Source organism: Paenibacillus praedii (assembly GCF_049725345.1).
In the GTDB taxonomy this organism is placed as follows: domain Bacteria; phylum Bacillota; class Bacilli; order Paenibacillales; family Paenibacillaceae; genus Pristimantibacillus.
The window spans coordinates 72,082-95,380 of sequence record NZ_JBMWAM010000016.1; the positions used below are offsets into that span (position 1 = coordinate 72,082).

The 23,299-nt window shown below is 55.2% G+C and carries 19 protein-coding genes and 1 pseudogene; 16 read left to right on the forward strand and 4 right to left on the reverse strand.

Annotation, left to right across the window (positions count from 1 at the left end; translation table 11 throughout):
* Positions 1 to 220 precede the first annotated feature (220 nt).
* The 13 genes from ACO9K6_RS15215 to ACO9K6_RS15275 all read left to right on the forward strand — a co-directional run bounded on the left by ACO9K6_RS15215 (position 221) and on the right by ACO9K6_RS15275 (position 18,859).
* Positions 221 to 3,073, forward strand: a complete 2,853-nt coding sequence (locus ACO9K6_RS15215; protein WP_424768403.1) for an extracellular solute-binding protein — start codon at positions 221 to 223, stop codon at positions 3,071 to 3,073.
* On the forward strand, positions 3,070 to 3,969 hold the full coding sequence (locus ACO9K6_RS15220; RefSeq protein ID WP_424768404.1) for a carbohydrate ABC transporter permease: 900 nt from the start codon (positions 3,070 to 3,072) through the stop codon (positions 3,967 to 3,969). Before ACO9K6_RS15215 ends, ACO9K6_RS15220 begins: the two co-directional genes overlap by 4 nt.
* 16 nt (positions 3,970 to 3,985) lie before the next feature.
* Complete coding sequence (locus tag ACO9K6_RS15225) at positions 3,986 to 4,855, forward strand: carbohydrate ABC transporter permease (protein WP_424768405.1); 870 nt, start codon at positions 3,986 to 3,988, stop codon at positions 4,853 to 4,855.
* Positions 4,856 to 4,893: 38 nt separating this feature from the next.
* The gene (locus tag ACO9K6_RS15230; RefSeq protein WP_424768406.1) at positions 4,894 to 6,369 is read left to right on the forward strand and encodes a hypothetical protein; all 1,476 of its coding nucleotides are present in this window, start codon (positions 4,894 to 4,896) and stop codon (positions 6,367 to 6,369) included.
* The gene (locus tag ACO9K6_RS15235) at positions 6,366 to 7,031 is read left to right on the forward strand and encodes a Yip1 family protein (RefSeq protein WP_424768407.1); all 666 of its coding nucleotides are present in this window, start codon (positions 6,366 to 6,368) and stop codon (positions 7,029 to 7,031) included. Before ACO9K6_RS15230 ends, ACO9K6_RS15235 begins: the two co-directional genes overlap by 4 nt.
* A 13-nt stretch (positions 7,032 to 7,044) precedes the next feature.
* Positions 7,045 to 9,354, forward strand: a complete 2,310-nt coding sequence (locus ACO9K6_RS15240; RefSeq protein WP_424768408.1) for a DUF5696 domain-containing protein — start codon at positions 7,045 to 7,047, stop codon at positions 9,352 to 9,354.
* A gap of 25 nt (positions 9,355 to 9,379) precedes the next feature.
* Entirely contained in the window at positions 9,380 to 10,282 is a 903-nt protein-coding gene (locus tag ACO9K6_RS15245; protein WP_424768409.1) for a carbohydrate ABC transporter permease, read from the forward strand.
* Positions 10,207 to 11,277 (forward strand): carbohydrate ABC transporter permease, encoded by a 1,071-nt coding sequence (locus tag ACO9K6_RS15250; protein WP_424768410.1) that lies wholly within the window; start codon positions 10,207 to 10,209, stop codon positions 11,275 to 11,277. Before ACO9K6_RS15245 ends, ACO9K6_RS15250 begins: the two co-directional genes overlap by 76 nt.
* Positions 11,278 to 11,814: 537 nt before the next feature.
* Positions 11,815 to 13,113 carry an ABC transporter substrate-binding protein gene (locus tag ACO9K6_RS15255; protein WP_424768411.1) on the forward strand — a complete coding sequence of 433 codons (1,299 nt, stop codon included), beginning with the start codon at positions 11,815 to 11,817 and terminating at the stop codon, positions 13,111 to 13,113.
* A 33-nt stretch (positions 13,114 to 13,146) separates the two neighbouring features.
* Entirely contained in the window at positions 13,147 to 14,745 is a 1,599-nt protein-coding gene (locus tag ACO9K6_RS15260) for a hypothetical protein (protein ID WP_424768412.1), read from the forward strand.
* Positions 14,742 to 16,265, forward strand: coding sequence for a glycoside hydrolase family 32 protein (locus ACO9K6_RS15265; RefSeq protein WP_424768413.1), 1,524 nt, complete (start codon positions 14,742 to 14,744; stop codon positions 16,263 to 16,265). The genes ACO9K6_RS15260 and ACO9K6_RS15265 overlap by 4 nt, the downstream gene beginning before the upstream one ends.
* A gap of 47 nt (positions 16,266 to 16,312) precedes the next feature.
* Positions 16,313 to 17,800, forward strand: coding sequence for a glycoside hydrolase family 32 protein (locus tag ACO9K6_RS15270; protein WP_424768414.1), 1,488 nt, complete (start codon positions 16,313 to 16,315; stop codon positions 17,798 to 17,800).
* 63 nt (positions 17,801 to 17,863) lie between these two features.
* Positions 17,864 to 18,859, forward strand: coding sequence for a PfkB family carbohydrate kinase (locus ACO9K6_RS15275; protein WP_424768415.1), 996 nt, complete (start codon positions 17,864 to 17,866; stop codon positions 18,857 to 18,859).
* 205 nt (positions 18,860 to 19,064) lie between these two features.
* Here ACO9K6_RS15275 and ACO9K6_RS15280 read toward each other — a convergent pair.
* From ACO9K6_RS15280 to tnpA, 3 genes and pseudogenes are all read right to left on the reverse strand, one after another.
* A pseudogene (locus ACO9K6_RS15280) lies at positions 19,065 to 19,607 on the reverse strand (IS66 family transposase zinc-finger binding domain-containing protein); the annotation flags it as partial.
* A 123-nt stretch (positions 19,608 to 19,730) separates the two neighbouring features.
* Complete coding sequence (gene tnpB, locus ACO9K6_RS15285; protein ID WP_424768416.1) at positions 19,731 to 19,949, reverse strand: IS66 family insertion sequence element accessory protein TnpB; 219 nt, start codon at positions 19,947 to 19,949, stop codon at positions 19,731 to 19,733.
* Between the two features lie 153 nt (positions 19,950 to 20,102).
* Positions 20,103 to 20,357 carry an IS66 family insertion sequence element accessory protein TnpA gene (gene tnpA, locus ACO9K6_RS15290; RefSeq protein ID WP_424768417.1) on the reverse strand — a complete coding sequence of 85 codons (255 nt, stop codon included), beginning with the start codon at positions 20,355 to 20,357 and terminating at the stop codon, positions 20,103 to 20,105.
* 155 nt (positions 20,358 to 20,512) lie between these two features.
* On the opposite strand from tnpA, the gene ACO9K6_RS15295 reads away from it, so the two are divergent.
* The 3 genes from ACO9K6_RS15295 to ACO9K6_RS15305 are packed head-to-tail and all read left to right on the forward strand — an operon-like array spanning position 20,513 to position 22,999.
* Positions 20,513 to 21,205 carry a response regulator transcription factor gene (locus ACO9K6_RS15295; protein ID WP_424768418.1) on the forward strand — a complete coding sequence of 231 codons (693 nt, stop codon included), beginning with the start codon at positions 20,513 to 20,515 and terminating at the stop codon, positions 21,203 to 21,205.
* Entirely contained in the window at positions 21,198 to 22,514 is a 1,317-nt protein-coding gene (locus tag ACO9K6_RS15300; RefSeq protein WP_424768419.1) for a sensor histidine kinase, read from the forward strand. Before ACO9K6_RS15295 ends, ACO9K6_RS15300 begins: the two co-directional genes overlap by 8 nt.
* A gap of 17 nt (positions 22,515 to 22,531) precedes the next feature.
* Positions 22,532 to 22,999, forward strand: a complete 468-nt coding sequence (locus ACO9K6_RS15305; protein ID WP_424768420.1) for a DUF2231 domain-containing protein — start codon at positions 22,532 to 22,534, stop codon at positions 22,997 to 22,999.
* A 206-nt stretch (positions 23,000 to 23,205) separates the two neighbouring features.
* Here the strand turns inward: ACO9K6_RS15305 and ACO9K6_RS15310 are convergent, their stop codons facing one another.
* Complete coding sequence (locus ACO9K6_RS15310; RefSeq protein WP_424768427.1) at positions 23,206 to 23,298, reverse strand: IS3 family transposase; 93 nt, start codon at positions 23,296 to 23,298, stop codon at positions 23,206 to 23,208.
* Position 23,299: the final 1 nt, after the last annotated feature.

The following is a 23,299-nucleotide window of genomic DNA, read 5'->3' on the forward strand; positions in this document are numbered from 1 at the left end:
CTAGCAATTAACGTTTTATCCTGTCATTAGCAAGAGGCGAATGGAGACACGGCCTAAGCGGTCGCATGTGCTCTTTCGCCTCTTTTTCTCTTAAGCTCCGAAATCCCCTCTCCCAAAAACTTTGAAACTGCGCCCCCGAGCATATTGAAATCAGTTGCGTAAACGATTTGATATTCTAATCCTACGGAAGGGATGCGAATAACGAACTCGGGGGTTGGCCGTGAAAAAGGTAATCGGATTCTACACATTGGTATTATTGCTAATTATCGTTATGGCCGGCACAATCGTGGTGCTCTCCTATTCGGAGACGGAGATCGAGCCGGCACGCAAATATTCGTTGTCGGACGCGGAACGTCCAACGGAAGGCATCGTTCTGGGGGCAGACCGGCTGCATGCAAGCGATGTTCCCATATTGGCGGAGTGGAAGGGCAGAAGCCGTATTGCCGAGTGGAACGAGGTCTCAACGCTGGAATGGAACGTGGAGGCAGCCGAGACCGGCGAATACGAATTGTCTGTCGGCTACTTTCCGCTGAAGGGCAACGGGCAGCCCATCGAATTTATGATCGAAATGAACGGCGAAACGATCGGGGATCCGCTGATCCCGCTGGAGCTGAACCGGATCTACTACGATCAGCAAGGACCACTGAAGCGAAGCGGCGGAAACGAGCTTCGTCCGAAGCAGCTTGAAAGCGAGATATGGCTGCATACGAAAGTGAGATCATCGATAGAAACGGCAACGGGCAGCTTGAAGCTCCCGTTAAATAAAGGCGTCAATTCGCTGCGGCTGTTAAATGTGAGAGAGGCGGCGGCCGTGGACTACGTTCAGCTCACGTTAGCGAAGCCGGCGCCTAATTACGATGATTACCGGAGCGGAGTCTCGGCAAGCGGCGGAACCGGAGACGGCGCCGACGCAGCGCAAGGTATTGTCGCTACTGTACAAGCGGAGCATGCTTACGCCAAGTCGGCGGCGGGGCTGTTCCCGACGGTCGACCGGACATCGCCGCTGACGACGCCGTACCATCCGTCGCAGCTGCGGATCAATACGATCGGCGCATCCAATTGGGAAATACCCGGCGAATGGATCAGTTGGAAGTTCGAAGTGCCGGCCGATGGCTGGTACAAGCTTGGAGCGCGTTATCATCAGTCCAAGGTGAAGGGCACGTTCGTCTCCCGCAAGGCGGAATTGAATGGCGAGACGTTGTTCGCCGGCATGGAGGCGCTGCGTTTCCCTTATTCGCTCGATTGGGCGATTCAGGAGTTTGGCGCTGCGGAGAACGGCGAACCGTATCTGTTCTATCTGACGAAGGGCGAGCATGAGTTGAAGCTCGAAGTGACGTTGGGGGACATCGCGCCGTCGGTCGAGGAATTGCAAGGCATCGTATACGAGTTGAACCAGATTTATCGCAAAATCGTGATGATCACGGGCATGAATCCGGACCCGTACCGCGATTACGATATCGACCGAAGCATTCCTGAGCTGCCGGCGCAGTTCCGCGACCTGTCCAGCCGCATCAACGCGGCGGCGGACCGGCTCGACGGAATGGCCGGTCAGAGCAACACCGGGTCGCGTTCCCTCCGCATACTCGCGAGGCAGCTCGACAGTTTCATTGACAGACCGGACGGCATTCCGAAGCGGCTGGCGAACTACAAGTCGAACGTGACGGCTATCGCCGACTGGCTGTTGACCGTCAAACAGCAGCCGCTGGAGCTTGATTATTTGTACGTCGCGTCGCCCGAAGCCCTACAGCCGAAGGCCGAAGCGGGTATTCTCGCCAAGGCGCTTCACGAGGTGCGGGCGTTCGCCGGCTCTTTCCTTCAAAACTACGATTCCATGGAAGGTGAAGGCGCAAGCGGCGAATCCATTCAGGTATGGATCGGCTTGGGCCGCGATCAGGCTTACGTGCTGAAACGTTTGATTGACGAATCGTTTATCCCGGAAACGGGCATCGGTGTCGACCTTAATCTGGTCGGAACCTCGCTGGTCACCGCCGTTATGGCGGGGCAAGGGCCGGATGTCAACCTGTTTACGAGCAGAGGCGATGCCATGAACCTGGCTTTCCGCGGCGCGCTTGAACCGCTGGAGGGCTACGAGGGATTCCGCGAGCTGAAGCCGCAATTTAAGGATTCCGCGTTTGTGCCTTATCAATATGAGGGCCATATTTACGGCATACCGGATGATCAGGAATTTTTTGTAATGTTTTATCGCAAGGACGTGCTCGAAGAGCTTGGCCTGACGCCGCCGCAGACCTGGGACGAAGTAATGAAGATCGCCCCCGTGCTGCAGAACAACAATATGGGCATCGGCCTGCCGTACGAGAATCTGGATGCGTTCCAGTTGCTCACCAAAGGGATCGGCGCGCTCAACCTGTTCCCGACGCTGCTTATGCAGCACGGAACGTCGGTATACAACAACGATGAGACGATGACGCGGCTTGACGAACCGGAAGCGTACAAGGCGTTCAAGCAATGGACCGACTTCTACAATTTGTATGATTACGCACTGTACAAGGACGATATCAACCGATTCCGTACGGGCGAAATGCCGATCGTTATTTCCTCTTATCGTCTCTACAATCGTCTCGCGGCGGCCGCGCCGGAAATTGCCGGTACCTGGGACATGATTCCGATTCCCGGCACGCTGCGCGAGGACGGCAGCGTCAACCGGGCGACAGGCGCGACGGGCACGGCGGGCATTATGCTGAAAGACACGGCCAACAAAGAAGCCGCATGGCGGTTTCTGCAATGGTGGAACTCGGCGGAGGTGCAGGCGCAATTCGTCAATGAGCTGGAAAATGAAATGGGCGTGCTTGGCAGACGACTGCCGGCCAACACGGTGGCGGTGCAGTCGACGACTTGGAGTCGCGCGGAGCAAGCCAGCCTGAACGCGCAATGGGATCAGCTCGTCGAAATACCTGAGCTACCCGGCGGCTACTATACGCTGCGCAATATCGACAACGCTTTCCGCGAGGTCGTGTTCCAGAAGCGCAACGCGCGCGAGACGTTGTTTTATTGGAACAAAGATATTAATGAAGAAATAGATCGCAAAAGGTACGAATTCGGGGTGAAGCCATGAAAGGTTCGATGATTTCCGCGATCGGCAAACATAAGGAAAGCTACCTGCTGATGACGCCGTATATGATCTTTTTCCTGTTGTTCACGATTCTGCCTGTCATCCTGTCGATTGTGCTGGGCTTCACCTATTACAACATGATCGAGCCGCCGCGTTTTATCGGCTGGTATAACTATATCCGGCTTTTCTTGGACGACGACATCTTTATTATCGCACTGAAAAACACGCTGTTTTTTGCGTTCGTGACGGGGCCGGTCAGCTATATGCTCAGCTTCTTCGTTGCCTGGATGATCAACGACCTGTCTCGCACGCTCCGGTCGATCGCAACGTCGATTTTCTACATTCCGACCATAATCGGCGCGGCGATCTTTCCGATGTGGCGGCTGATCTTCAGCCCCGACGAATACGGCTATCTGAACGGGCTGTTCATGGGGCTCGGCCTCATCAACGAACCGGTGGCGTGGCTGCTGGACAAAGATTACGTGCTCGTCATTCTGATCCTGGTGCAGCTGTGGATGAGTCTCGGCATCAGCTTCCTGGCGTTTGTCGCGGGGCTGCAGACGGTCGACCGCAGTCTGTACGAGGCGGGCGTCATGGACGGAATCAAAAACCGTTTTCAGGAGCTATGGTACATTACGCTTCCATCGATGATTCCGCAGCTTATATTCGGCGCCGTCATGCAGATCGTAATTTCTTTCAGCGTCGCAGACGTTTCCATTCAGCTGGCGGGTTTCCCGAGTACCGAATATGCTGGCGAGACGCTGGTCACCCATATTATGGATTACGGCAGCATCCGCTACGAGATGGGATACGCATCGGCCATGGCCGTCGTGCTGTTCTTCCTTATGGTGTTCACGAACCGGCTCGTGACGAAGCTGCTGAATAAGGTCGGAATCTGATCGGGAGGGGTAACAATTGTTTACATTAACGAGAAAAAAAGCCGGAGCCAAAGCGCGGCGCTCCTTGACCGGCAACTTCTTTATTTTCTTCATCGTGGCGCTGCTCGGCTTGTTCTCCGCGTTCCCGTTGTACTTTGCGGTCGTGACAGCGTTCAAGCCGCTCGACGAGCTGCTTTATTTTCCGCCGAGACTGGTGGTACTGCGTCCCACCTTGACAAACTTTACCGATTTGTACCAGCTTGCGGCGAACATGTGGGTGCCGCTGTCGCGCTACGTGTTCAATACGGTATTTATCGCGGTGGCCGGCACGGCGCTTCATGTGGTGCTGGCGGCGATGGCCGCGTATCCGCTGGCGAAGCATAAATTTCCGGGGCACAAATGGTTGTTCGCCCTCATCGTGATGGCGTTGATGTTTGTGCCGCAGGTTACGTTTATTCCGCAATTCATTATGATGGCGGAGGTTGGCATGGTCGATACGTACGCGGCACTGCTGCTGCCGTGGATCGGCTCGTCGCTCGGACTGTTCCTGATGAAGCAGTTTATCGAGCAGCTGCCGGACGCGATTCTGGAGGCGGCCCGCATTGACGGGGCCAGCGAATACAAAACGTTTTTCTCCATCGTGTGGCCGAATTCGGTTCCGGCGCTGATGACGGTCGTCATTTTCCAATTCGTGAACCTGTGGAACTACGCGCCTAAAGAGCTCATTTACAGCGAGCCGAACAAGGTGTTCCGGATGGCGCTGGAGCAAATCGTGGCGGGCGACCCTATCGCAAGGATGGGGGCCGGCGCGGCGGCTTCCGTCATTTTGATGATCCCGCCGATTATCGTATTCGTCCTGCTGCAGCGCAAAGTGGTAGAGACGATGACGTTTGCGGGAATCAAGTGAGCAAGCGCCGTCCAACCAAACGTTTAGGGGGAGCTACTGTGAGAATTTTGAAGGCTGTGGCCTTGGCGTTGCTGCTTCTGCTACCCTTGGCCGCCGGAGGGCGGACCGCGTATGCGGAGGCTCCCTACGAGGCTTACGTATATAACGAGTGGGATAAGTCGAAGGCGGCTCCCGTCAGTTATTTGCCCCGCGCCTCCTACTCTGGCGCGGAGCTGGGCGTCGGCGCACTGCAGGAGCCGCAGGATCTGTTCGTCGCGAAGGACGGCAGCATCTATATCGCGGATACCGGCAACAAACGAATCGTCGTGCTGGATGCGGAGCTGAAGCGGAAGGCGATCATCGACAAGCTGGCCTGGAACGGCGGCGAGCTGACGTTCGGCTTGCCGACCGGACTGTTCGTGGCGGAGGACGGCACGATGTATATCGCCGACAAGGAAGCGGGTCGGGTCATTCGGGTAAGCCAGTCGCTGGAGGTCGAGCTGGTGATCGAGCAGCCGCGGAACCCATTGATCGCCGCGGACTTTGTATTCAAGCCGGCGAAGGTGGCGGCAGACAATGCGGGCCGCATTTACGCGATGTCGGAGGGGCAGTTTTTCGGACTGATGCAATTCGACGACAAAGGGAATTTTACCGCCTATTATGGCAGCAACCGGGTGGAGGTCACGCCCGCGGTCGTGCTGGAGACGTTCTGGAAAAGCATTTTGTCCAAGGAGCAGCGCGATTCCATGGTGAAACTGCTGCCGATCGAATATTCCAATCTGCACATCGGCGCGGATAATTTTGTCTACACGTCCACGATCATTTCGCAAAACTCCCGCGAGGAGATCAAAAAGCTGAATCCGCTTGGCAATAATGTGCTGGTGACGAGCCGGGGCTTGGCGGATTTTGGGGACAAGGAAATCAGCTTTAAAAACGGCGTCAAGCAGGACACCTCGTTTATCGATGTCGCGGTGGACGACGACGGTTTCATCATCGGACTCGACCGGACGCGGGGCAAGGTATTCGAATACGATTCTGAAGCCAATCCGATCGCCGTATTCGGCTCGCTCGGCTTCCAGAGGGGCACCTTCCAGCAGCCGACCGCCCTGTCGTATTGGCAGGATCAGCTCGTCGTGCTGGACGCGGGGAAACGCAACATTACCTTTTTCGAACGGACGGAATACGGCAATCTGGTGCGCGAAGCGACCATTCTGTACAACAACGGCTTGTACGAGGAAGCGGCCGACATCTGGCAGGAAGTGGCGTGGCGCAATGTCAACAACTCTATCGCCTATCTCGGCATAGCCAAGGCGCTGGAGAAGGAAGAACGGTATGACGAGGCGCTCTCCTACTACAAGCTCGGAGCCAATCGCTCCGGCTATTCCGACACGTTCGGGCTGAAGCGGATGGAGACGGTGCGGAGCAACCTGCCGCTTATCATGACCGTTCTGCTGACCGCGATAGCGGGTTTTTACGGCTTCAAGGCCATTGCGTTCTGGCGAACGACAAGACGGAAGGGGGCGGCTCGGGGATGACAATCATGAAATCGGCGATAGGCGCAGCTAAGCGACGCGCGGCATCCGACCCCAAAGCGCTGAATCCGCTCCGGGCGCTGCTCCATCCGTTCGACAGCTTCGCGGCCGTCAAGGATGAAGGAAAGGGTTCGCTGACGGCGGCGGCAGTCATCGTAATCGTGTTTTTCCTCGCAACGATATTCAAGCGTCAAAGCACCGGATACCCCTTCAACATGGCCGACCTGAGCGCACTCAACATTTGGATCATGGGCGCCAAAACGATTGCGTTGTACGGGCTGTGGGTAGCCGCCAATTGGGCGGTCGCCACCTGGATGGACGGAGAAGGCAAAGCGAAACAGATTGCCGTCGTCAGCGCTTACGCCATCATCCCTTACGTGGCGGCGCTTATTGCATCCACGATTTTAAGCAATGTACTGGTTCGTGAAGAAGGCATGTTCCTGGATTATATGATGACGATTGCCCTATTGTGGAGCTCGCTGCTGATGTTTATCGGCATCCAGATCATTCACGATTACGGCGCGGTCAAGACGCTGCAGGCCATTGCGCTGACGTTCGTTGCGATGGGGATCGCGCTGTTCCTGGCGGTGCTGTTCTATACGCTGTTCAATCAGCTGTATCTGTTCTTCTATACCATCTACAACGAGATGTTATTCCGTTTGTGAAGGAGAGAGCCTCATGAAAGCACGAATCATTAAGGCCGCTCTCGTGACGGCATTAATTGCGGCTTCCGCTGCGGCGGTTCCTTTCGCCATTGCGGACACGGTAGGCAGCGAGCCTGAAGCATCCGCGGCCGCGCCTTCGTTAGGCGTCGCAAGCGGGGAGACGGCGGAGAGCAGCAATGCCGCCCGCGCCGCCAAGCCGGATACGAGCGGTTGGATGAAGGCTGCGGAAAATGACCGTCTGGCGCTGCACATCGACGTCGCGACCGGCGAATTAGCCGTAACGGACAAGGCGTCCGGAACGGTGTGGAGCAGCAATCCGCCGGACCGGGAGCATGACGAATCGGCGAAAGGCGCCAAGAAGATGGATCTGTCCTCCCAACTTCTGATCGATTATGTCGATAACCTGGGCAAGCCGTTTCAGGCCAACAGCTTGACGGGCAGCGTAAACGAAACGGCGCCGGAAATAAAAGCCGTTGAAGGCGGCGTGGAAATGACGTTCCGTTTTCCCAAGGCGGAAATGTCCATACCGGTGCGCTATACGATTGAAGGTGATGCGTTCTCGGCTGCCATCGTCACGGAGGATATCAAGCAGGGGGACAAATACAAGCTGGTCAACATCAGCTTGCTGCCGTTCTTTGGGGCGGGCGGCCTTAGCGACGACGGATATCTGTTCGTTCCGGACGGCAGCGGCGCGATTATTCATTTCAACAACGGCAAAGGCGGCTACCGCAGCTATAACGAGAGGGTATACGGCGGCGACGCCGCGCTTGACCTCCCGACGAAGGCAGAGAAAAAGGAGACGGTCAGGCTGCCCGTCTTTGGTCTTCACAAGGGCGACCATGGCTATGTGGCCGTCATCGCCAAAGGCGAATTTCAGGGGGGCATCGTCGCCGAAACAAGCGGCAAAAACAACGGCTACAATAATGTGTACAGTTATTTGAACGTAACGGAAATCGAAAGCAATCTGCTGCTGGAAGGGACGCTGAACGAAAAGCAAGTGACGCGTTCCTCGGCGTCCATGACGGGAAATGTGCCGTTCGAGGTGCGCTACTATTTCTTGAACGGCGATCAGGACTCCACCTATGTAGGCATGGCGAAGCGTTACAAAACGTATTTGCAAGACGAGTTCGGAGCGGGAGGAAACCATCAGTCCTCGGGGCAGGGCGATGCCGGGAAATCGTTGCCCCTGCTAATCGATTTTATCGGTGGGGCCAAGAAACGCGAGACGTTCCTTGGCATCCCGTACAACACGGTCGAGACGCTCACCTCATTCAAGGATGTCTCCGAGGCGGCGAACGGGCTGCTTGGCGCCGGCATCGGCAATCTGTCGATCCGGATGCAGGGCTGGAGCGACGGAGGGGCCAAAGGAGAAATTCCGGCGACGCTGAATGCGGAGGGCAAGCTCGGCGGTACGAAGGGGCTGCGCAAGCTGGAAGAGGAGCTGCAAGAACAAGGCGTAACGTTGTATCCTGCCGTCAATCCCGTCCACTTGTATAAAGGCGGCAACGGCTTCAGCAAGTTTGCCGACACGACTAAAAGCATCAGCCGCGCGCCTGCGCTCAAATACGAATACCGTCTGAGCGACTGGACGAAAAACAAAAGCGCTTCGCGATGGTACTTGATGAAGCCGTCCTCCGTGGAGGAAGCGGTGGGGAAATTTACGGAGGACGCCGTGAAGAAGTCGTTTGGCGCGGTATCGCTTGAAGGCATAGGATCGATGGTCTATTCGGATTTCAAAAAAGGCAGCACCTCCAAAAACGAGACGGGCGCGATATGGCGGGAAACGCTAAAGGCAGCGTCCGACAGCATCGATTCCATCATGATCGACCATCCCAACGCTTACGCGTTCCCTTATGCCGGCGCGCTGAGCGACGTACCGCTATACGACAGCGGCTTCGACGTAACCGACGAGGCGGTGCCGTTCTATAGCATCGTGACGAGCGGCTGGATTCCGTCCTATGGCGAACCACTGAATCTGTCGAGCAGACCGCGCGATTATATGCTGAAGCTGATCGAGACTGGCACGTATCCCGCGTACCAGTTCATCGCCCGCGATTCCGCGCTGCTGACGGGAACCGAATTCGATTGGTTGTACAGCGGCGATTACGGCGCATGGCGCGACAAGCTACTGGGTCAGTACGGAGGGCTCGGCGAGGCGATGCAAGACATTCTGGGTCATGCCATCGCGAATCATGAGAAGCTGGCGGAGGGCGTCTTCGAGACCACCTTCGATAACGGAGCGCGCGTCGTTGTCAATTACAACGATTCGGGCGTGGCCGTCAGGGGGATGACGGTTCCGGCGGGCGGCTATCTCAAATTATAACTGGGCTTCATGAGGGAGTGAGAGCATGTTCAGAGGCTTGCGGGCAATGCCTTATACCAAAAAGAAAGAGCTGTACGGGCTATTGTTCGTACTGCCGTGGATTATCGGCTTTATCCTGTTTTTCGTTAAACCTCTCATCACGTCGGTTGTTTACTCATTCCAGAACATGGAGCTGACGCCGCAGGGGCTCAAGGGAGCTTTTATCGGCTGGGACAACTACGCGTACGCGCTCTACAAGGACCCGAACTTCGTGCGCGAAGCGGTCAATTCCTTCGTCAACATGCTGTACGGCGTACCGCTTATCCTGGTGTACAGCTTGTTCATCGCGATCATGATCAAAAACAAGTTCCCGGGCCGGGGCTTCATGCGGGCGGTGTCTTTCCTGCCGGTCATAATCGCTTCCGGCGTGCTGATGCAAATTTTGAAGGAGGACGTTTTCTCCCAAGGGATGCGCGGCGGCACGGAAAGCGTCTATCTGTTCGCAGGCGCTGGCATTAGCGGCATTCTGGCGGAGCTTGGCCTCGGACCGGGGCTGATCGAGGTGTTCAACAACGTGATCGCCCGAATCTTCGACCTGACCTGGCGTTCCGGCGTGCAGGTGCTGCTGTTCCTGGCGGGACTGCACACCATTCCGTCGTACCTGTACGAAGCGTCGTCGCTGGAGGGCGCCCGTCCATGGGAGCAGTTCTGGAAGGTGACGCTACCTATGTTGACGCCGATGATGCTGCTCAACATCGTATATACGATTATCGATACGTTCACGGATTATGGCAACGGCGTCATCATGATGATTTACAACACGGCGTTTTCGCAAATCCGGTTCGGCTACAGCAGCGCTTTGGCCTGGTTGTATTGTCTCGCTATTGCGGCTTTCCTCGGACTTGTTTATTTGCTGCTGAAGAAACGCATCGTGTATTTGCAGGATTAAAGGAAATTGCTCTAAAGGAAGGAGGGGGATTAAAAATGAACGCCATCGCGGGAAGACGCCAAATCAAATGGGCCCAAAGATTCCTTGTTGTGTTGCTTCGGTATACGCTGCTCGCGGCGGTCGCCTATCAACTGTTGTATCCGGTGCTCTACATGCTCAGCATGGCGCTGCGCAAGCCGGAGGAAGCGATCGATCCCAGCGTCATCTGGGTGCCGAAGTCGTTAACGCTGAGCAACTTCGCCGACGCCCTGCGGGTGATGGATTTCTGGGATGCGCTGCAGAACAGCGTGTTGATCGGAGTCGGCTGCGGATTGTTCGACGTGTTGTCCTGCTCGCTCGTGGCGTACGGCTTCGCCCGGTTCAAATTTCCGTTGTCTGGGCTGATGTTTTCGCTCGTTATTTTGACGCTGGTCGTGCCGATACAGACGATTATTTTGCCGTTATACAACGACATGCGCTATTTTGACGCATTTGGTCTGATGAAGCTGACCTCTGTTTTAACGGGAGGGCCGGAGTCGGTCAGCCTGGTCGGCAGCTACTGGTCGTTTTATTTGCCGTCGATGCTGGCGATGGGCCTTCGGGCGGGATTGTTTATCTTTATTTTCCGCCAGTTTTTTAAGGGCATGCCGAACGAGCTGGAGGACGCCGCTTATATGGACGGCTGCGGTCCGTTTCGCACGTTTTTCCAGGTAATGCTGCCCAATGCCAAAAACGCCGTCATTACCGTATTTCTGTTCTCCTTTGTCTGGCACTGGAACGAATATTACATGTCGAACCTGCTGCTGGGCAATTTGAAAAAAAACTTCGCGATCGCAATTTCGTCGCTGCGCGTCGATCTGCAATCGGTGGTCAACGCCCAGACGATCAGCGACCCGCTGCTCGTCGTCACCCGGATTCAGGCGGGCGCGCTGCTTGCGATATTGCCTCTGTTTATTCTGTATTTGCTGACGCAGCGGTATTTTACGGACAGTATCGAACATGTAGGGATCAAATAAACGTTTGGGATATTCGCTCAGGATTCATGTTGCGTAACTATCATGAGGTGGTTGGTTGTGCGGAAATCTTGTAAAAATACAATAATTTTCGAAAAACGATACAATATGGGCTCAAAATGTTGCAGATTTGCAGAATTTTCTGGTTTGGCAGGCGTTGTGATGTAAATGTGTCTTATGAAAGGAGGCGAGGCCGGCGTTCAGCGCCATCCAAATCAAGCGGTGCGCGATAGGCAGTATGCCACAAGTGGTGTGATACAAGCGGTGTGTCACAGGCGGCGTGCTACGAGCGGTGCGTCATAATCGATGTGCCACAAGCGCACGTTCATTGCGCCACAATCGGTGGGCCAGAAGCGGCGTGCTTATGTGCGTGCGGGCGATAGGAGTTATATGAAGGGTGTCGAACAACGGGAAAGGCAAGAAGAAAGCACTAGGAAGTTTAAAGGGACAGTCAAAACAAAGCAAAGCCAAATTCGAGGAGGCTAAACAAAAATGAACAAACGTACGAAATCCTGGGCGACTATTCTAGTCGCGGTTATGATGTTGTGCTCTACACTGGCGGCTTGCTCCGGCGGCGGCAACAACAATCCCACTCCGACGAATGCGGGCGGCAACAACGGCGCTGCCGCCACGAAAGCTCCGGCGGAAGAAGAAGTCAAGCTTACCGACGGCAATATTACCGTATTATATCATACGTCGTTGGAGCAATATCAGGAGAACAAAGCGGCCAATCCGGACGCTTACGACCCGCTGCTGGAGTCCATTCCGGCATTCGAAGAAAAATATGGCGGCAAGGTGACGCTCATTGCGGTGCCTTGGGGCGACCAGAAGTCGACGTTGATCTCCATGGTGAACGCAGGCGAGCAAGTCGATGTGGCACAGGCGCATGACCAAAACTTCCCGGTGTACCCGCTGAAAAAGATGGTTCAGCCGATCGGCTCCTATGTCGACCTGACGGATCCGTTATGGAACAATGCAGTCACGAACGCGTTTACGTTCGGTGGCGAAGCGTACGCGGTCGGCGTAGGCGCGGCGCCGATCGTTATTTATTACAACAAGACGCTGTTCGACAACAACGGCATGAAAACGCCTGCAGAGCTGTACGCCGAAGGCAACTGGACGTGGGACACGTTCCGTTCCACCGCCATGGAGATGACTCAAGACACGGACGGCGACGGCGTCAACGATCAATATGGCTTCGGCTGGTGGGATGCCGGCTACGCCCTGATGGTCGGCTCCAACGGCAAAACGATTTTGACCTACAACGAAGACGGCTCGATCTCGGCCAACCATACGTCCGACAACGTCAAGGAAGCGATGCAGTTCACGCAGGACGCTTTGCTCAAAGACAAATACATCGACAAAGACAAGGAAGGGGATTATTTCAACGCCGAGTTCAAAAACGGCAAGCTGGCTATGACGGCGGAATACGGCCTGAATGGATTCAATGCTTTCAAAAGCGACTATGAAATCGATTTTGTCCCCGTTCCTAGAGGCCCAAGAGGCGAAGACGGCGTAGGTCCCGGCGGGCTGTCAGGCTGGTCGATCCCCGTCGTATCGAAAAACCCGCAAGGCGCCGCGGTGTTTATCAAGATGCTGTCCGAAAACGAAAAGGAAGTGGCGACGGCCAAAAACGTAGCAACGTTCGGCCAAGAGAGAGTGGACCGCATCAACGAGCTGGCCGGCAAAATTTTGTTCGCGCCGATCGGCGTCGAAATGTATTGGGATGCCAACGGCGCCGTGCTGGGCGGAATCAAGGACGGCACGCCGGTAGGCACCTTCGCCGAGACGGCAAAAGGCATTCTGGAGGAAGGCATAAACATTACGCTGACGCAATAATCGGCTGTGCCAAGAAACAAGGAGAGAGTATAAATGATAAAACGAACAAAAGCTGCGGCGGCGGCTTTGCTGGGAGCGGCTATTCTGGCGACGGCATGCACCAACGATGGGAGCGGCGACGGCCAGGTGGCACGGACGCCTGCGAGCGAAACGCCGCTAGTCTCCGCCCAGCCTGCGGATCCGGCGGAGGAAGCCGTTAGAATGCCGTCGGACCGGCTGTTCTGGAAGCCGCCGGAGGGCTGGGTCGGCGATCTGATGCCGTTCAACGATGGCACGGACAAGCTCCATCTGTTCTACCTGCAGGATTGGCGCGACGGAGCGCCGGGCTTCCACCCGTGGCATCTGACGACTACGTCCAATCTGACGGATTATACGTATGAAGGCGAATCGATACCGTTCGGGCGGGAGCATGAGCCGGATCTAGCCATCGGCACAGGAAGCGTCATCAAGGCGGGTAATACGTACCATGCCTTCTATACGGGCCACAACTGGAAGTTCCCGGATCAGGGTAAACCGAAGGAAGCAATGATGCATGCCACTAGTACCGATTTGTCGACATGGACGAAGCTGCCGGAGCATACGTTTGTGGCGCCGGAAGGATACGAAATTCACGATTTCCGCGATCCTTACGTGTTCTATGATGAGGAAGCGGGGGAATACCGGATGCTGGTAAGCGCGCGCCAAGTAGGCGTGGGCGGCGTGCTGGCCGTATTCGCCTCCAAGGATCTCGCCGCTTGGGAAGTACGGGAGCCGCTGGAGATCGAAGTCGCTTCGTCGTTTTTTATGCTGGAATGCGCGGATATTTTCCGCAGTGGCGATAAGTGGTATCTCGTCTTCTCGGAGTTTAGCGATCGCAAGGCAACGCATTACAGGGTCAGCGACTCCATCGACGGCCCGTGGCTGCTGCCTGAGGACGGCGACGACCTGTTCGACGGGCGCGCGTTCTACGCCGCGAAGACGGGAATGCTCGGCGATAACCGCTACTTGTTCGGTTGGGTGCCGACACGCAACATGGAGAAGGATTTCATGAACTGGGACTGGGCGGGCAATCTTGTCGCGCATCAGCTTGTGACGCATCCGGACGGCACGCTAGGCGTAACGGTGCCGGAGTCGATCGAAGGATTCCTGTCGCGGGAATCGGAGCTGAACGTATCGCAGAGGCTTGGCGAAGCGGCGGGAGAAGGCGGCGAATGGCGGCTGAACGGCGCTGCCGGGATGGCGGGCGTCGTCTTCGACAACCTGCCGACGATCGCGCGGATTACCGGCAAGTTCCGCTACGACGAGGCCACGCAATTTACGGGATTTGTAGCGGGCATAGGCGAGGAGCCGGAAAAAGCTTACGGCATTCAAGTGGAGCCGGCGAAGGGGCGTATCCGCTACGATGCCGTGCACGGAGGGGCGCTTACGAGCGTGGAGCCCGATGTCAGCGTGTTGATCCCGTTCGCGCCGGGCATCGATTACTCTTTTACGCTGGTCATCGAAGATGATGTGGCGGTATTCTATGTCGGGGATCACGCGCTTACGACCCGCATCTACAAGATGCCGGGCGGGGCTTGGGGCTGGTACGCCAGAGGCGGGGCGACGACGCTCAGCGACCTCAAGCTGTTCACGCCGCAGGAGGAGAGCCGATGACGAACGGAGATGCGCTTTACCGGGAAAGATTTCGTCCGCAATATCATTTGACGCCACCGCACGGCCCCATGAGCGATCCCAACGGCATGGTATACGTGGCCGGCGAGTTTCACCAGTTTTATCAGTTTACCGGACGTTGGGGACATGCGGTAAGCCGCGACTTGCTGCATTGGGAGCATCTGCCGCTAGCTCTTGTCGGCGACGAGCTTGGCGACATCTGGTCGGGAAGCTGCGTGGTCGACCGGCGCAATACGAGCGGTCTATTCCGGGACGAATACGGCATGGTTGCCCTGTTTACCCACTTCAAGGACGGATTGCAATCGCAAAGCATGGCCTACAGCCGCGACAAAGGCAGGAGCTGGACCAAATATGCGGACAACCCCGTCATACAGAATCCGGGGCTCAAGGATTTCCGCGATCCCAAGGTGCTGTGGCATGAAGGAACGGAACGTTGGGTGATGCTCGTGTCGGTGGACCGCGAGGTTTATTTCTATTCATCCCCAAATCTGACTGATTGGCGGCATGAAAGCCGATTCGGCGAAGGGCAAGGCTCGCAGACGGCCGTGTGGGAATGTCCCGATCTGTTCCTGCTGCCCGTTGACGGCGAGTCGGGACCCGGCAAGTGGGTGCTGCATGTCAGCATCGGCGACAACCGGGAGACGGACGGCTCGACGGCGCAATATTTTGTCGGCCAATTCGATGGCCGCCGCTTCCTGAATGACGATGAGACTGGCGGCGATGTGCGCCTGACCGATTACGGGCAAGACTTCTATGCGGCGGTGACCTATTCCGACATACCGGCGGAAGATGGCAGAACGATATGGCTCGGTTGGACCTCCAACTGGAAATACCCGTTCGCCGGCCCTACCTCGCCATGGAAGGGAGGCATGTCGCTGCCGCGCAGTCTGTCGCTGAAGCGCGGCGAAGACGGCAAGCTGGCACTTCGGCAGCGCCCGATTGCCGAGCTGGAGCGGCTGCGCGACATGTCAAGGCGGCTTGTGGATACAGTTGTCGCCGACGATACGCTGCGACTGGACTTTGCGGGCCGCTCCTTCGAACTGGAAGCGGAGGCCGAATGGGAGACGATCGCCGCTTTTGGCATTCGCGTGCGCGTGTCGGAGACGGAAGCGACGGAAATTGGCTATCGGCCGGGAGCGGCCGATGCGGCGCTTGCAAGCGGACAAGGTGCGCACTGCGCGTCCCCTCTAGGCGAGGTGTACGTGGATCGGCATCGGTCCGGGTTAAGCGAATTCGTAAGCCGCGAAGGAAAACCGTTTGATTTTGGCAAACGGTTTGTCGCGCCTCATTCTACGCATGGCAACCGGATCAAGCTGCGCGTTTTTGTTGACGAATGTCTGGTGGAGCTGTTCGTGGATGACGGCGTTACCGTCTTCACCACATTGATCTATCCGCAGCCGGAATCCGAAGGAATCGAGCTGTTCGCGAAAGGCGGCGCCGTCACGTTCACGCGTCTAGACGTGCATCGCATGAGATCGATATGGCCTAAGCATAACGTATAAACAATTTCCCAGATTCAAAATGAAAGAGCTAACAAGGATGGTGCGGAATGAGTGACCTTACTGTACGACAGCTGGAGCATGCGGCGTTAATCGCCAAAGCCGGGGAGTCGTTGACGAAGCTTGAAGCAACCATGAATCGCGAATACCGCTTGCATTATCATCTGATGCCGCCAGCGGGATGGATGAACGATCCTAATGGCTTTATTCATCATCGCGGCGTTTATCACCTGTTCTATCAGCATGATCCCTACCAGCCGAAGCAAGGACCGATGCATTGGGGCCATGCGACGAGCCGCGATCTCGTTCATTGGGAGCATCAGCCTGTTGCGCTCGCGCCGTCGGAGGATTACGACAGCGGACCGACTGGCGGTCAGGGTTGCTGGTCCGGCAGCGCCGTCGACGACAACGGCCGGCTGGCGCTACTCTACACCGGCCATGTCGACGGACGCAAGCCGGAGGAAGTGCAATGTCTCGCGGTTAGCGAGGATGGGATTCATTTTCGCAAGGAAGAGGGTAACCCTGTCATCGGCGATTCGCCGGACCCGCTGCGCTTCGGCTTCCGCGATCCGAAGGTGTGGAAGCATGGCGACATCTGGTATATGGTCGTCGGCTACGGCAAGGATGGGTTGGGCAAGGCGATTATTTACAAATCGGAAAATTTGCGTGAGTGGTCCTATGAAGGTCCAGCCGTGGAAAGCGACGGCACGATGGGCGACATGTGGGAGTGTCCCGATCTGTTCCCGATCGGCGAGGGCGATACCCATGTGCTCATTATTTCGCCGATGAATACGGGCTCTTACAAAAATCTTTATTTGACGGGTACATTTCATTACAATACGTGCCGCTTCGCCAAAACCCATCAGAATCTGATCGACTACGGCTTTGACTTTTATGCGCCGCAGACGCTGCTGGATGAGCAGGGGCGCCGGATAATGGTGGCTTGGATGAATATTTGGGGCGCGACGATGCCGGAGCAGGCGCATGGCTGGTACGGCGCGATGACGTTACCGCGCGAGCTGACACTGGAGCCTGACGGCACGCTGCGCAGTCGCCCGGTTAAGGAACTGGAGAAGCTGCGCGGCGATAGGACAAGCGTGGCCGATGTCGTGCTTCGGGATGGCGAGAAAACTACGTTCGACGGCGTGGAAGGCCATTCGTTGGAGCTTATCGTCCGCATTCATCCCGGCAGCGCGGCCGAGATGGGGCTGCGCGTCTTTGGGTCCGCCGACGGAAGCGCTTATGCGGAAATCGGCTATTCCGTGGCCGAAGGCAAGCTGTCCATGGATCGCAGCCGCGCCGGCGACGGCGACGGCGGTATCAGCGCGGCTCCGCTGCAACCGCTCGAGGACGGCACGATCGAACTGCGTCTGTATCTTGACCGATCCTCCGTCGAGTTGTTCGCTAATGACGGCCGCATCGCGATGACCAACCGGATTTACGGCGATGCCGCTGCGACGGGAATTTCGTTTTTCTCCCGCGGGGGAGAGGCGAATATCGTGACATTGGAAGCATGGCCGCTGGAGTCCATCTGGTAACACGAAACGGCAGGTAGCATAGGCTATCTACGGAGCAGACAAGGCAAGAGAGGATGGATGGAAATGGAAGCAGTGGCATTAGGCGAGCTGTTGATCGATTTTATGCCGCACGGCGAGTCCGGGAAAGGTCAGCCGCTGTTCGAGTGCAACCCAGGGGGGGCGCCGGCGAATGTTCTCGCGGCGCTGGCCAAGCTGGGGCACAAGACGGCTTTGGTCGGAGCGGTGGGCAACGACGCGTTCGGCGAGTTTTTGAGGGACACGCTGCGCGGCGGCGGCGTTGACGTGGGACATTTGAAAGGGACTGACGAGGCTCAAACAACGCTGGCGTTTGTTCATCTGGACCCCGGCGGCGACCGTTCGTTCACGTTTTATCGCAAGCCGGGCGCCGACTATATGCTCCGCTCCGAGGATGTCGACCGGGAGTTGATCGCTTCTGCGAACATCTTCCACTTCGGCTCGATTTCCATGACGCATGAGCCGGCACGCACGGCGACGCTGGAAACGGCAGCATATGCGCGGGAGATGGGCGTGCTTGTCAGCTACGATCCCAATTTGCGGATGTCGTTGTGGCACGATGCGGAGCACGCGCGGGAAGCGATCGTGGAAGGCATGCGTTATGCCGACGTGGTTAAGTTATCGGAAGAGGAGCTGCTGTTCCTGACGGGGACAGACGATCTGGACGAAGGCTCGCGTCGGTTAATGGGGCGCTTTGGGGACATCCGGCTGCTGCTGGTGACCCTTGGTCCCGATGGCAGTTATTGCCGAACTGTGGCAACGGCCGGAGATGGGGGACTGACAGCCCGGCATGCCGGCTTCAAGGTGCGGACGGTCGATACGACCGGATCCGGAGACGCTTTTTTCGGCGGCGTGCTGCACAAGCTGCTGGGCGAAATGAAGGGGCTCGCGCAGACATGGACGGAAGAGAAGCTGCTCGGCATGTTGGCATTTGCCAACGCCATGGGCGCGCTGACCGCGACGGGCAAAGGAGCCATTCCGTCTTTACCTACGCTGGAGCAGGCGGAAACTTTGGCGACTAAGTGGAACGAGCAAGGCGTCTGAACGGCGGGCGCGAAGGGGGCAGCGATGGAAACATGGCCGATGAACTCTTCGCGCCGCTAACCGGCAAAGGCTCAATGGCATATGGGATGGAGATGGCTGCCGAGCGGGAGCCATCTATTCTCACGAGTAAGTTGTAAGCGCTTACAACAATATGGTCCATCAAACGATAATGAGGAGTTGATTCCGTGTTTAATAAAAATATATCCGGAGCACTCAAGCCTGGATACACCGGTTTTGGCATAGGTGCCGTTACGATCGGCGTTTGTAGGCCATGACGCTCGCAGTGACGGCAGGCATACACCTGCCGCACATGCCGGACTACCTTTACCTGCGGCGGTACCACAGCGATTTCACTTCGGGTTTCGGTCGTCATCTCATGCAGGGATCCGCTGCAGCAGGTACAGATCTGCTCACCTTCTTCCAATGTGTTCGTCACCGTCTCGACGGGCAACTTAGATAGATCTTCCTCGCGCTTCCCCGTGGTTTTGCGGCGTTCATAGGTGACCTTCTCCATCTCGGGTACTTGCCCTTCCGGCGTAGCCAGCACTTCTGCTTCATTGAACAGGTTCAACTCGAGCTGATCGGGATGTGTCTTCTCGCTGGAAGCGCCGAAGCGCTTCTGCTGTGCCAGACGAAACTGCTCCTCGTACCATTTGAGCTTAGCCGAGAGTTCCGTATTTTGTTGCTCCAGCTTTTTGTTCTGCTGCTGGAGTTGTTCCAGGGTGAGGGATTCCGTTTCGTTCTTCATACGTTGTTTCTTTCGACAAGCTAAGGATTTCCTGCCAAACGGAAATAGGTATTTCAAATGGCGACTTCGGGCGATATCGCCGGGTGGGCGTGCCTTTGCTGCCTTTGCTGGGGTGACAGACCATCAAGCAGCCATCGTATTTCTCGCTGCGTCAGGCAAAGCGGGGGAAGTTCCGCCAGAGGGCCACTGAAAGGTTCCGCGTTCCAAACGACGGTAGTAGAGCCAAAACCCAGCGTGATCCCAATGCAAGATCTTGCGTTTGTCGCGTCTGCGATTACAAAAGACAAACCATGCTGTGGAGAAGGGGCTCAGCGCAAACTGTTCTTGGACGATTGCCGCCAAGCCGTCAATGGGTTACACATGTCTGTGGAGCCACAGCCAAATAGACCTGTGAAGCTGATGCAAGATTCAGCATAGGAGATCGAGCGCAGCGACCACATCACGGAGCAACTGCGGTTCAAAGCCTGGACAGATAGCAATTCGTGCAGCACCAACCTACACCCATAAAGGCTCGTGCTGTGAATTTTGGACGGCCACAGCACGGAAGGTCGTAGAAGTTTCCGTTGGTTTCGCTTTTAGAGATTTATATAGCCAATATTTCAACTGATGCACTTTCAGATTTTCTTGGGCACACCAGCCCTTTATCGTTTGCCCGCTTTTCTGGTAGGCAGCAATGTGTCTCGCCCATATTTCCTGTCCCGTCTGATATTTAATATTCTTTGGGTAACAAAGTCTTGCTTCGTAACGCATTTGTCCTAATCATAGAATTCGACGTATGAAAAAATCATGAAATTCCTGATAATAGATAGGGGATTAGAAAATTTGAGGCAGCCAGATAAAGTTTTCATTATTTTTTCATGATCGTTCCCTTATAATCCAGATAAACAAACTCGAAAGGGGCAGACATGCACATTTTATTGGTTGAGGACGATACCAAGCTCGGCTTTATGATTGAATATAAACTGGGCTCTGAAGGTCACCAGGTAGATTGGGCACAAAATGCGGAGGAAGCGGAAGCGTTTCTTAGTGCGGGGGGGTATGATATCTATATATTGGATTGGATGCTTCCTGGAAAAAGCGGTCTTGACTTGTGCAGAGAGTGGAGAGATAGACAGGATAAAACGGCAATATTGATGCTGACTGCACGCGATGCGGTTCAGGACCGGGTGAACGGCCTGATCCAGGGGGCTGACGATTATTTGATAAAGCCATTTGCTTTCGAGGAGCTTTTTGCCCGTATTTTCGCGCTGGATCGCCGTAAGCGGGCGAACGGATATGATGAAGCGTATTCCCTCAGCGGACTTATGTTAAATCCGGTAAAGCAGGAAGTGACTCGTAATGGGATACCCATCTATCTGACAAAACGGGAACTCCATTTGCTGGCTTACATGATGCGCAACCCAGGAGAAGTGCTGTCCAGGGAGCGCATTTTGAACTATGTTTGGGGAAGCGGGACCGAAGTAACCTTGAATGCCGTTGATGCCACGGTCAAGCTTCTGCGCAAGAAGGTCGACGAGCCTTTCGAATTCAAAATGGTGCAAAGCGTACACGGCAGAGGCTATCGCCTGGTTGGTAAGGGAGAAGACAGTCATGATTAAGCGTACGCGCCAAAAATTGCTGTTCATCTACAGCAGCATCATAGCTCTGATTCTCGTTATCATGGCGGCGTCATTTTATTTTATTTTATTGGGCGTAGTGAACAGGGATGAACATAGCCGCTTGGAAAAGGCGGGAACAAAAACGGTGCAGGAGTGGGTTCACCACACAACGGGCAGCGGACGGAAGGAGAAAGAATCTGCTGAACTTCCTCTTGCAGGCGGCATGGAATGGGAGTTTTTGCAGAATGACCAATTCGCTGTCGTGTATGATGAACGTGACAAGATCATTTCCTTTTCAGGCGATCGCAATCCCCTTGCTAATGATGAAATCGGCTATCAACTCGTAAAAGGAGCGAACACCTCTCCTTTTATGCATATTGAGCAACAAGCGACTGACGGCCGCAACATATACGCCGTTTACCGGGTGGCTGCAGGAGACGGAAAAGGAAGCGTTATTTACATCGGTGAGGATATCGGCAAACAGATCCATTTGCTGCGCGAAATGGAATGGCTGATTATCGGTCTAACCCTCGTTCTCCTGCTCATTGCATCATTGACAGGGCATATATTTGCAGGCCGGGCGATGGTTCCGATTGTCCGGTCCCTGAAGAGACAACAGGAGTTTACCGCAGATGCCTCGCATGAATTACGAACTCCGCTAAGTGTCCTGCAATCGTCCGTGGAAATCCTGGAGGAGCAGAAGAAGCAACTGCCTGCTATCCATCAGACCGTTTTGTACCATATGAAGGACGAAATCATCCGGATGATTCGCTTGACCGAGCAACTTCTTATGCTGGCTCGCGGCGATTCCGGCATGCAGCAGCTTAGACAGGAGTCTTTCGATTTGCACCAGACGGTGTTTTCGGTGACGGATCGGATGAAGACGATTGCAAAGGAAAGACGGATTGCAATCCACCTGGAGGACATGCTACCGGAAGGGAAGTTTTTATTCACGGGAGATCCCGATCAGATAAGTCAGCTTCTCTATAATTTGTTGGACAATGCAATCAAATATTCGTTCTCTGATGGTGAGGTAACGGTTTATGCAGGTAAGAGCGGAGACTCCGAAGTGGAAATATCCATAAAGGACAAGGGGTGCGGGATACCAAATGAAAATCTCCCGCATCTGTTCGAGCGTTTTTTCCGCGTTGACAAGGCAAGGTCGCGTCATTGGGGGGGCTCAGGCTTAGGATTATCGATCGCCGCCCAAATTACCCGAAATCATGGGGGACAAATTCATGTAACAAGTGAGACCAATCAGGGTTCAACGTTTACTGTAAGATTGCCAGAGCGTAAACCAAATTTATAGCTAAAGGGGAAAAAGCCATGTTTTCAGAAATTATCAACCATCTTCATCCCATTATTGTTCACTTTCCGATTGCAATTATTGTCATCGGCTTAGGCTTTGACGTCTTTCTTACATTGAGAAACCGCGCCTTGCTGCCAAAACAGGGGATGTGGTTGTGGCTTATTGCTGCCTTGGGGGCATGGCTGTCTGTTGCCACAGGACCGGAGGACGATGCAAGGGGAAACACTTCCTATCTCGATATCCACGCGACGCTTGCCAACTTTACAGCTTGGGTGGTTACACTGCTAGTACTGTGGCGGCTGTGGCAGGCGTTTCGGGGAAATCGGCCCTTTACCAAATTTATTTTGGTCGGTTATCTGGTCATATCCATCGCTTCCTGCGCGCTTGTTCTTGGGACCGGTTACTATGGGGGCAAGATGGTTTATTCGGATGGGGTCGGCGTCAAAGTAAACGGAACCCACGTCAATCCGCCGAAAGCAAGATAGCATAGGTAGCATCTATCCTGTTGTTTTCATTAAAATGGAAACATTGCAGGTGAGCAGAGGAATAATCTACATGGGCATCAATAGCATTTCGTCGAGCGATTTGATCCAATAATGTATGGTCAAATTTAGACCAACCTATTTCATTATAAGAACCATGGGGCTGAACTGCACCCCGTCAAGTAGACAGTACAAAAAATAAAAAACAGTTATGCAGCCTTAGTCTTGAATTCCATTGGACTGAGGCTGTTTAGTTTACTTTGCAATCGTTCGTAATTGTAAAAGTGGATGTAGTTGTCAATA

Bases quoted from the DNA above. Each gene is read 5' to 3' on its own strand.
- ACO9K6_RS15220 (WP_424768404.1), top strand. From the start codon at position 3,070: ATGAAAGGTTCGATGATTTCCGCGATCGGCAAACATAAGGAAAGCTAC.
- ACO9K6_RS15235 (WP_424768407.1), top strand. From the start codon at position 6,366: ATGACAATCATGAAATCGGCGATAGGCGCAGCTAAGCGACGCGCGGCA.
- ACO9K6_RS15240 (WP_424768408.1), top strand. From the start codon at position 7,045: ATGAAAGCACGAATCATTAAGGCCGCTCTCGTGACGGCATTAATTGCG.
- ACO9K6_RS15245 (WP_424768409.1), top strand. From the start codon at position 9,380: ATGTTCAGAGGCTTGCGGGCAATGCCTTATACCAAAAAGAAAGAGCTG.
- ACO9K6_RS15255 (WP_424768411.1), top strand. From the start codon at position 11,815: ATGTTGTGCTCTACACTGGCGGCTTGCTCCGGCGGCGGCAACAACAAT.
- ACO9K6_RS15260 (WP_424768412.1), top strand. From the start codon at position 13,147: ATGATAAAACGAACAAAAGCTGCGGCGGCGGCTTTGCTGGGAGCGGCT.
- ACO9K6_RS15265 (WP_424768413.1), top strand. From the start codon at position 14,742: ATGACGAACGGAGATGCGCTTTACCGGGAAAGATTTCGTCCGCAATAT.
- ACO9K6_RS15270 (WP_424768414.1), top strand. From the start codon at position 16,313: ATGAGTGACCTTACTGTACGACAGCTGGAGCATGCGGCGTTAATCGCC.
- ACO9K6_RS15275 (WP_424768415.1), top strand. From the start codon at position 17,864: ATGGAAGCAGTGGCATTAGGCGAGCTGTTGATCGATTTTATGCCGCAC.
- tnpA (WP_424768417.1), bottom strand. From the start codon at position 20,357: ATGCGTTACGAAGCAAGACTTTGTTACCCAAAGAATATTAAATATCAG.
- ACO9K6_RS15295 (WP_424768418.1), top strand. From the start codon at position 20,513: ATGCACATTTTATTGGTTGAGGACGATACCAAGCTCGGCTTTATGATT.
- ACO9K6_RS15300 (WP_424768419.1), top strand. From the start codon at position 21,198: ATGATTAAGCGTACGCGCCAAAAATTGCTGTTCATCTACAGCAGCATC.
- ACO9K6_RS15305 (WP_424768420.1), top strand. From the start codon at position 22,532: ATGTTTTCAGAAATTATCAACCATCTTCATCCCATTATTGTTCACTTT.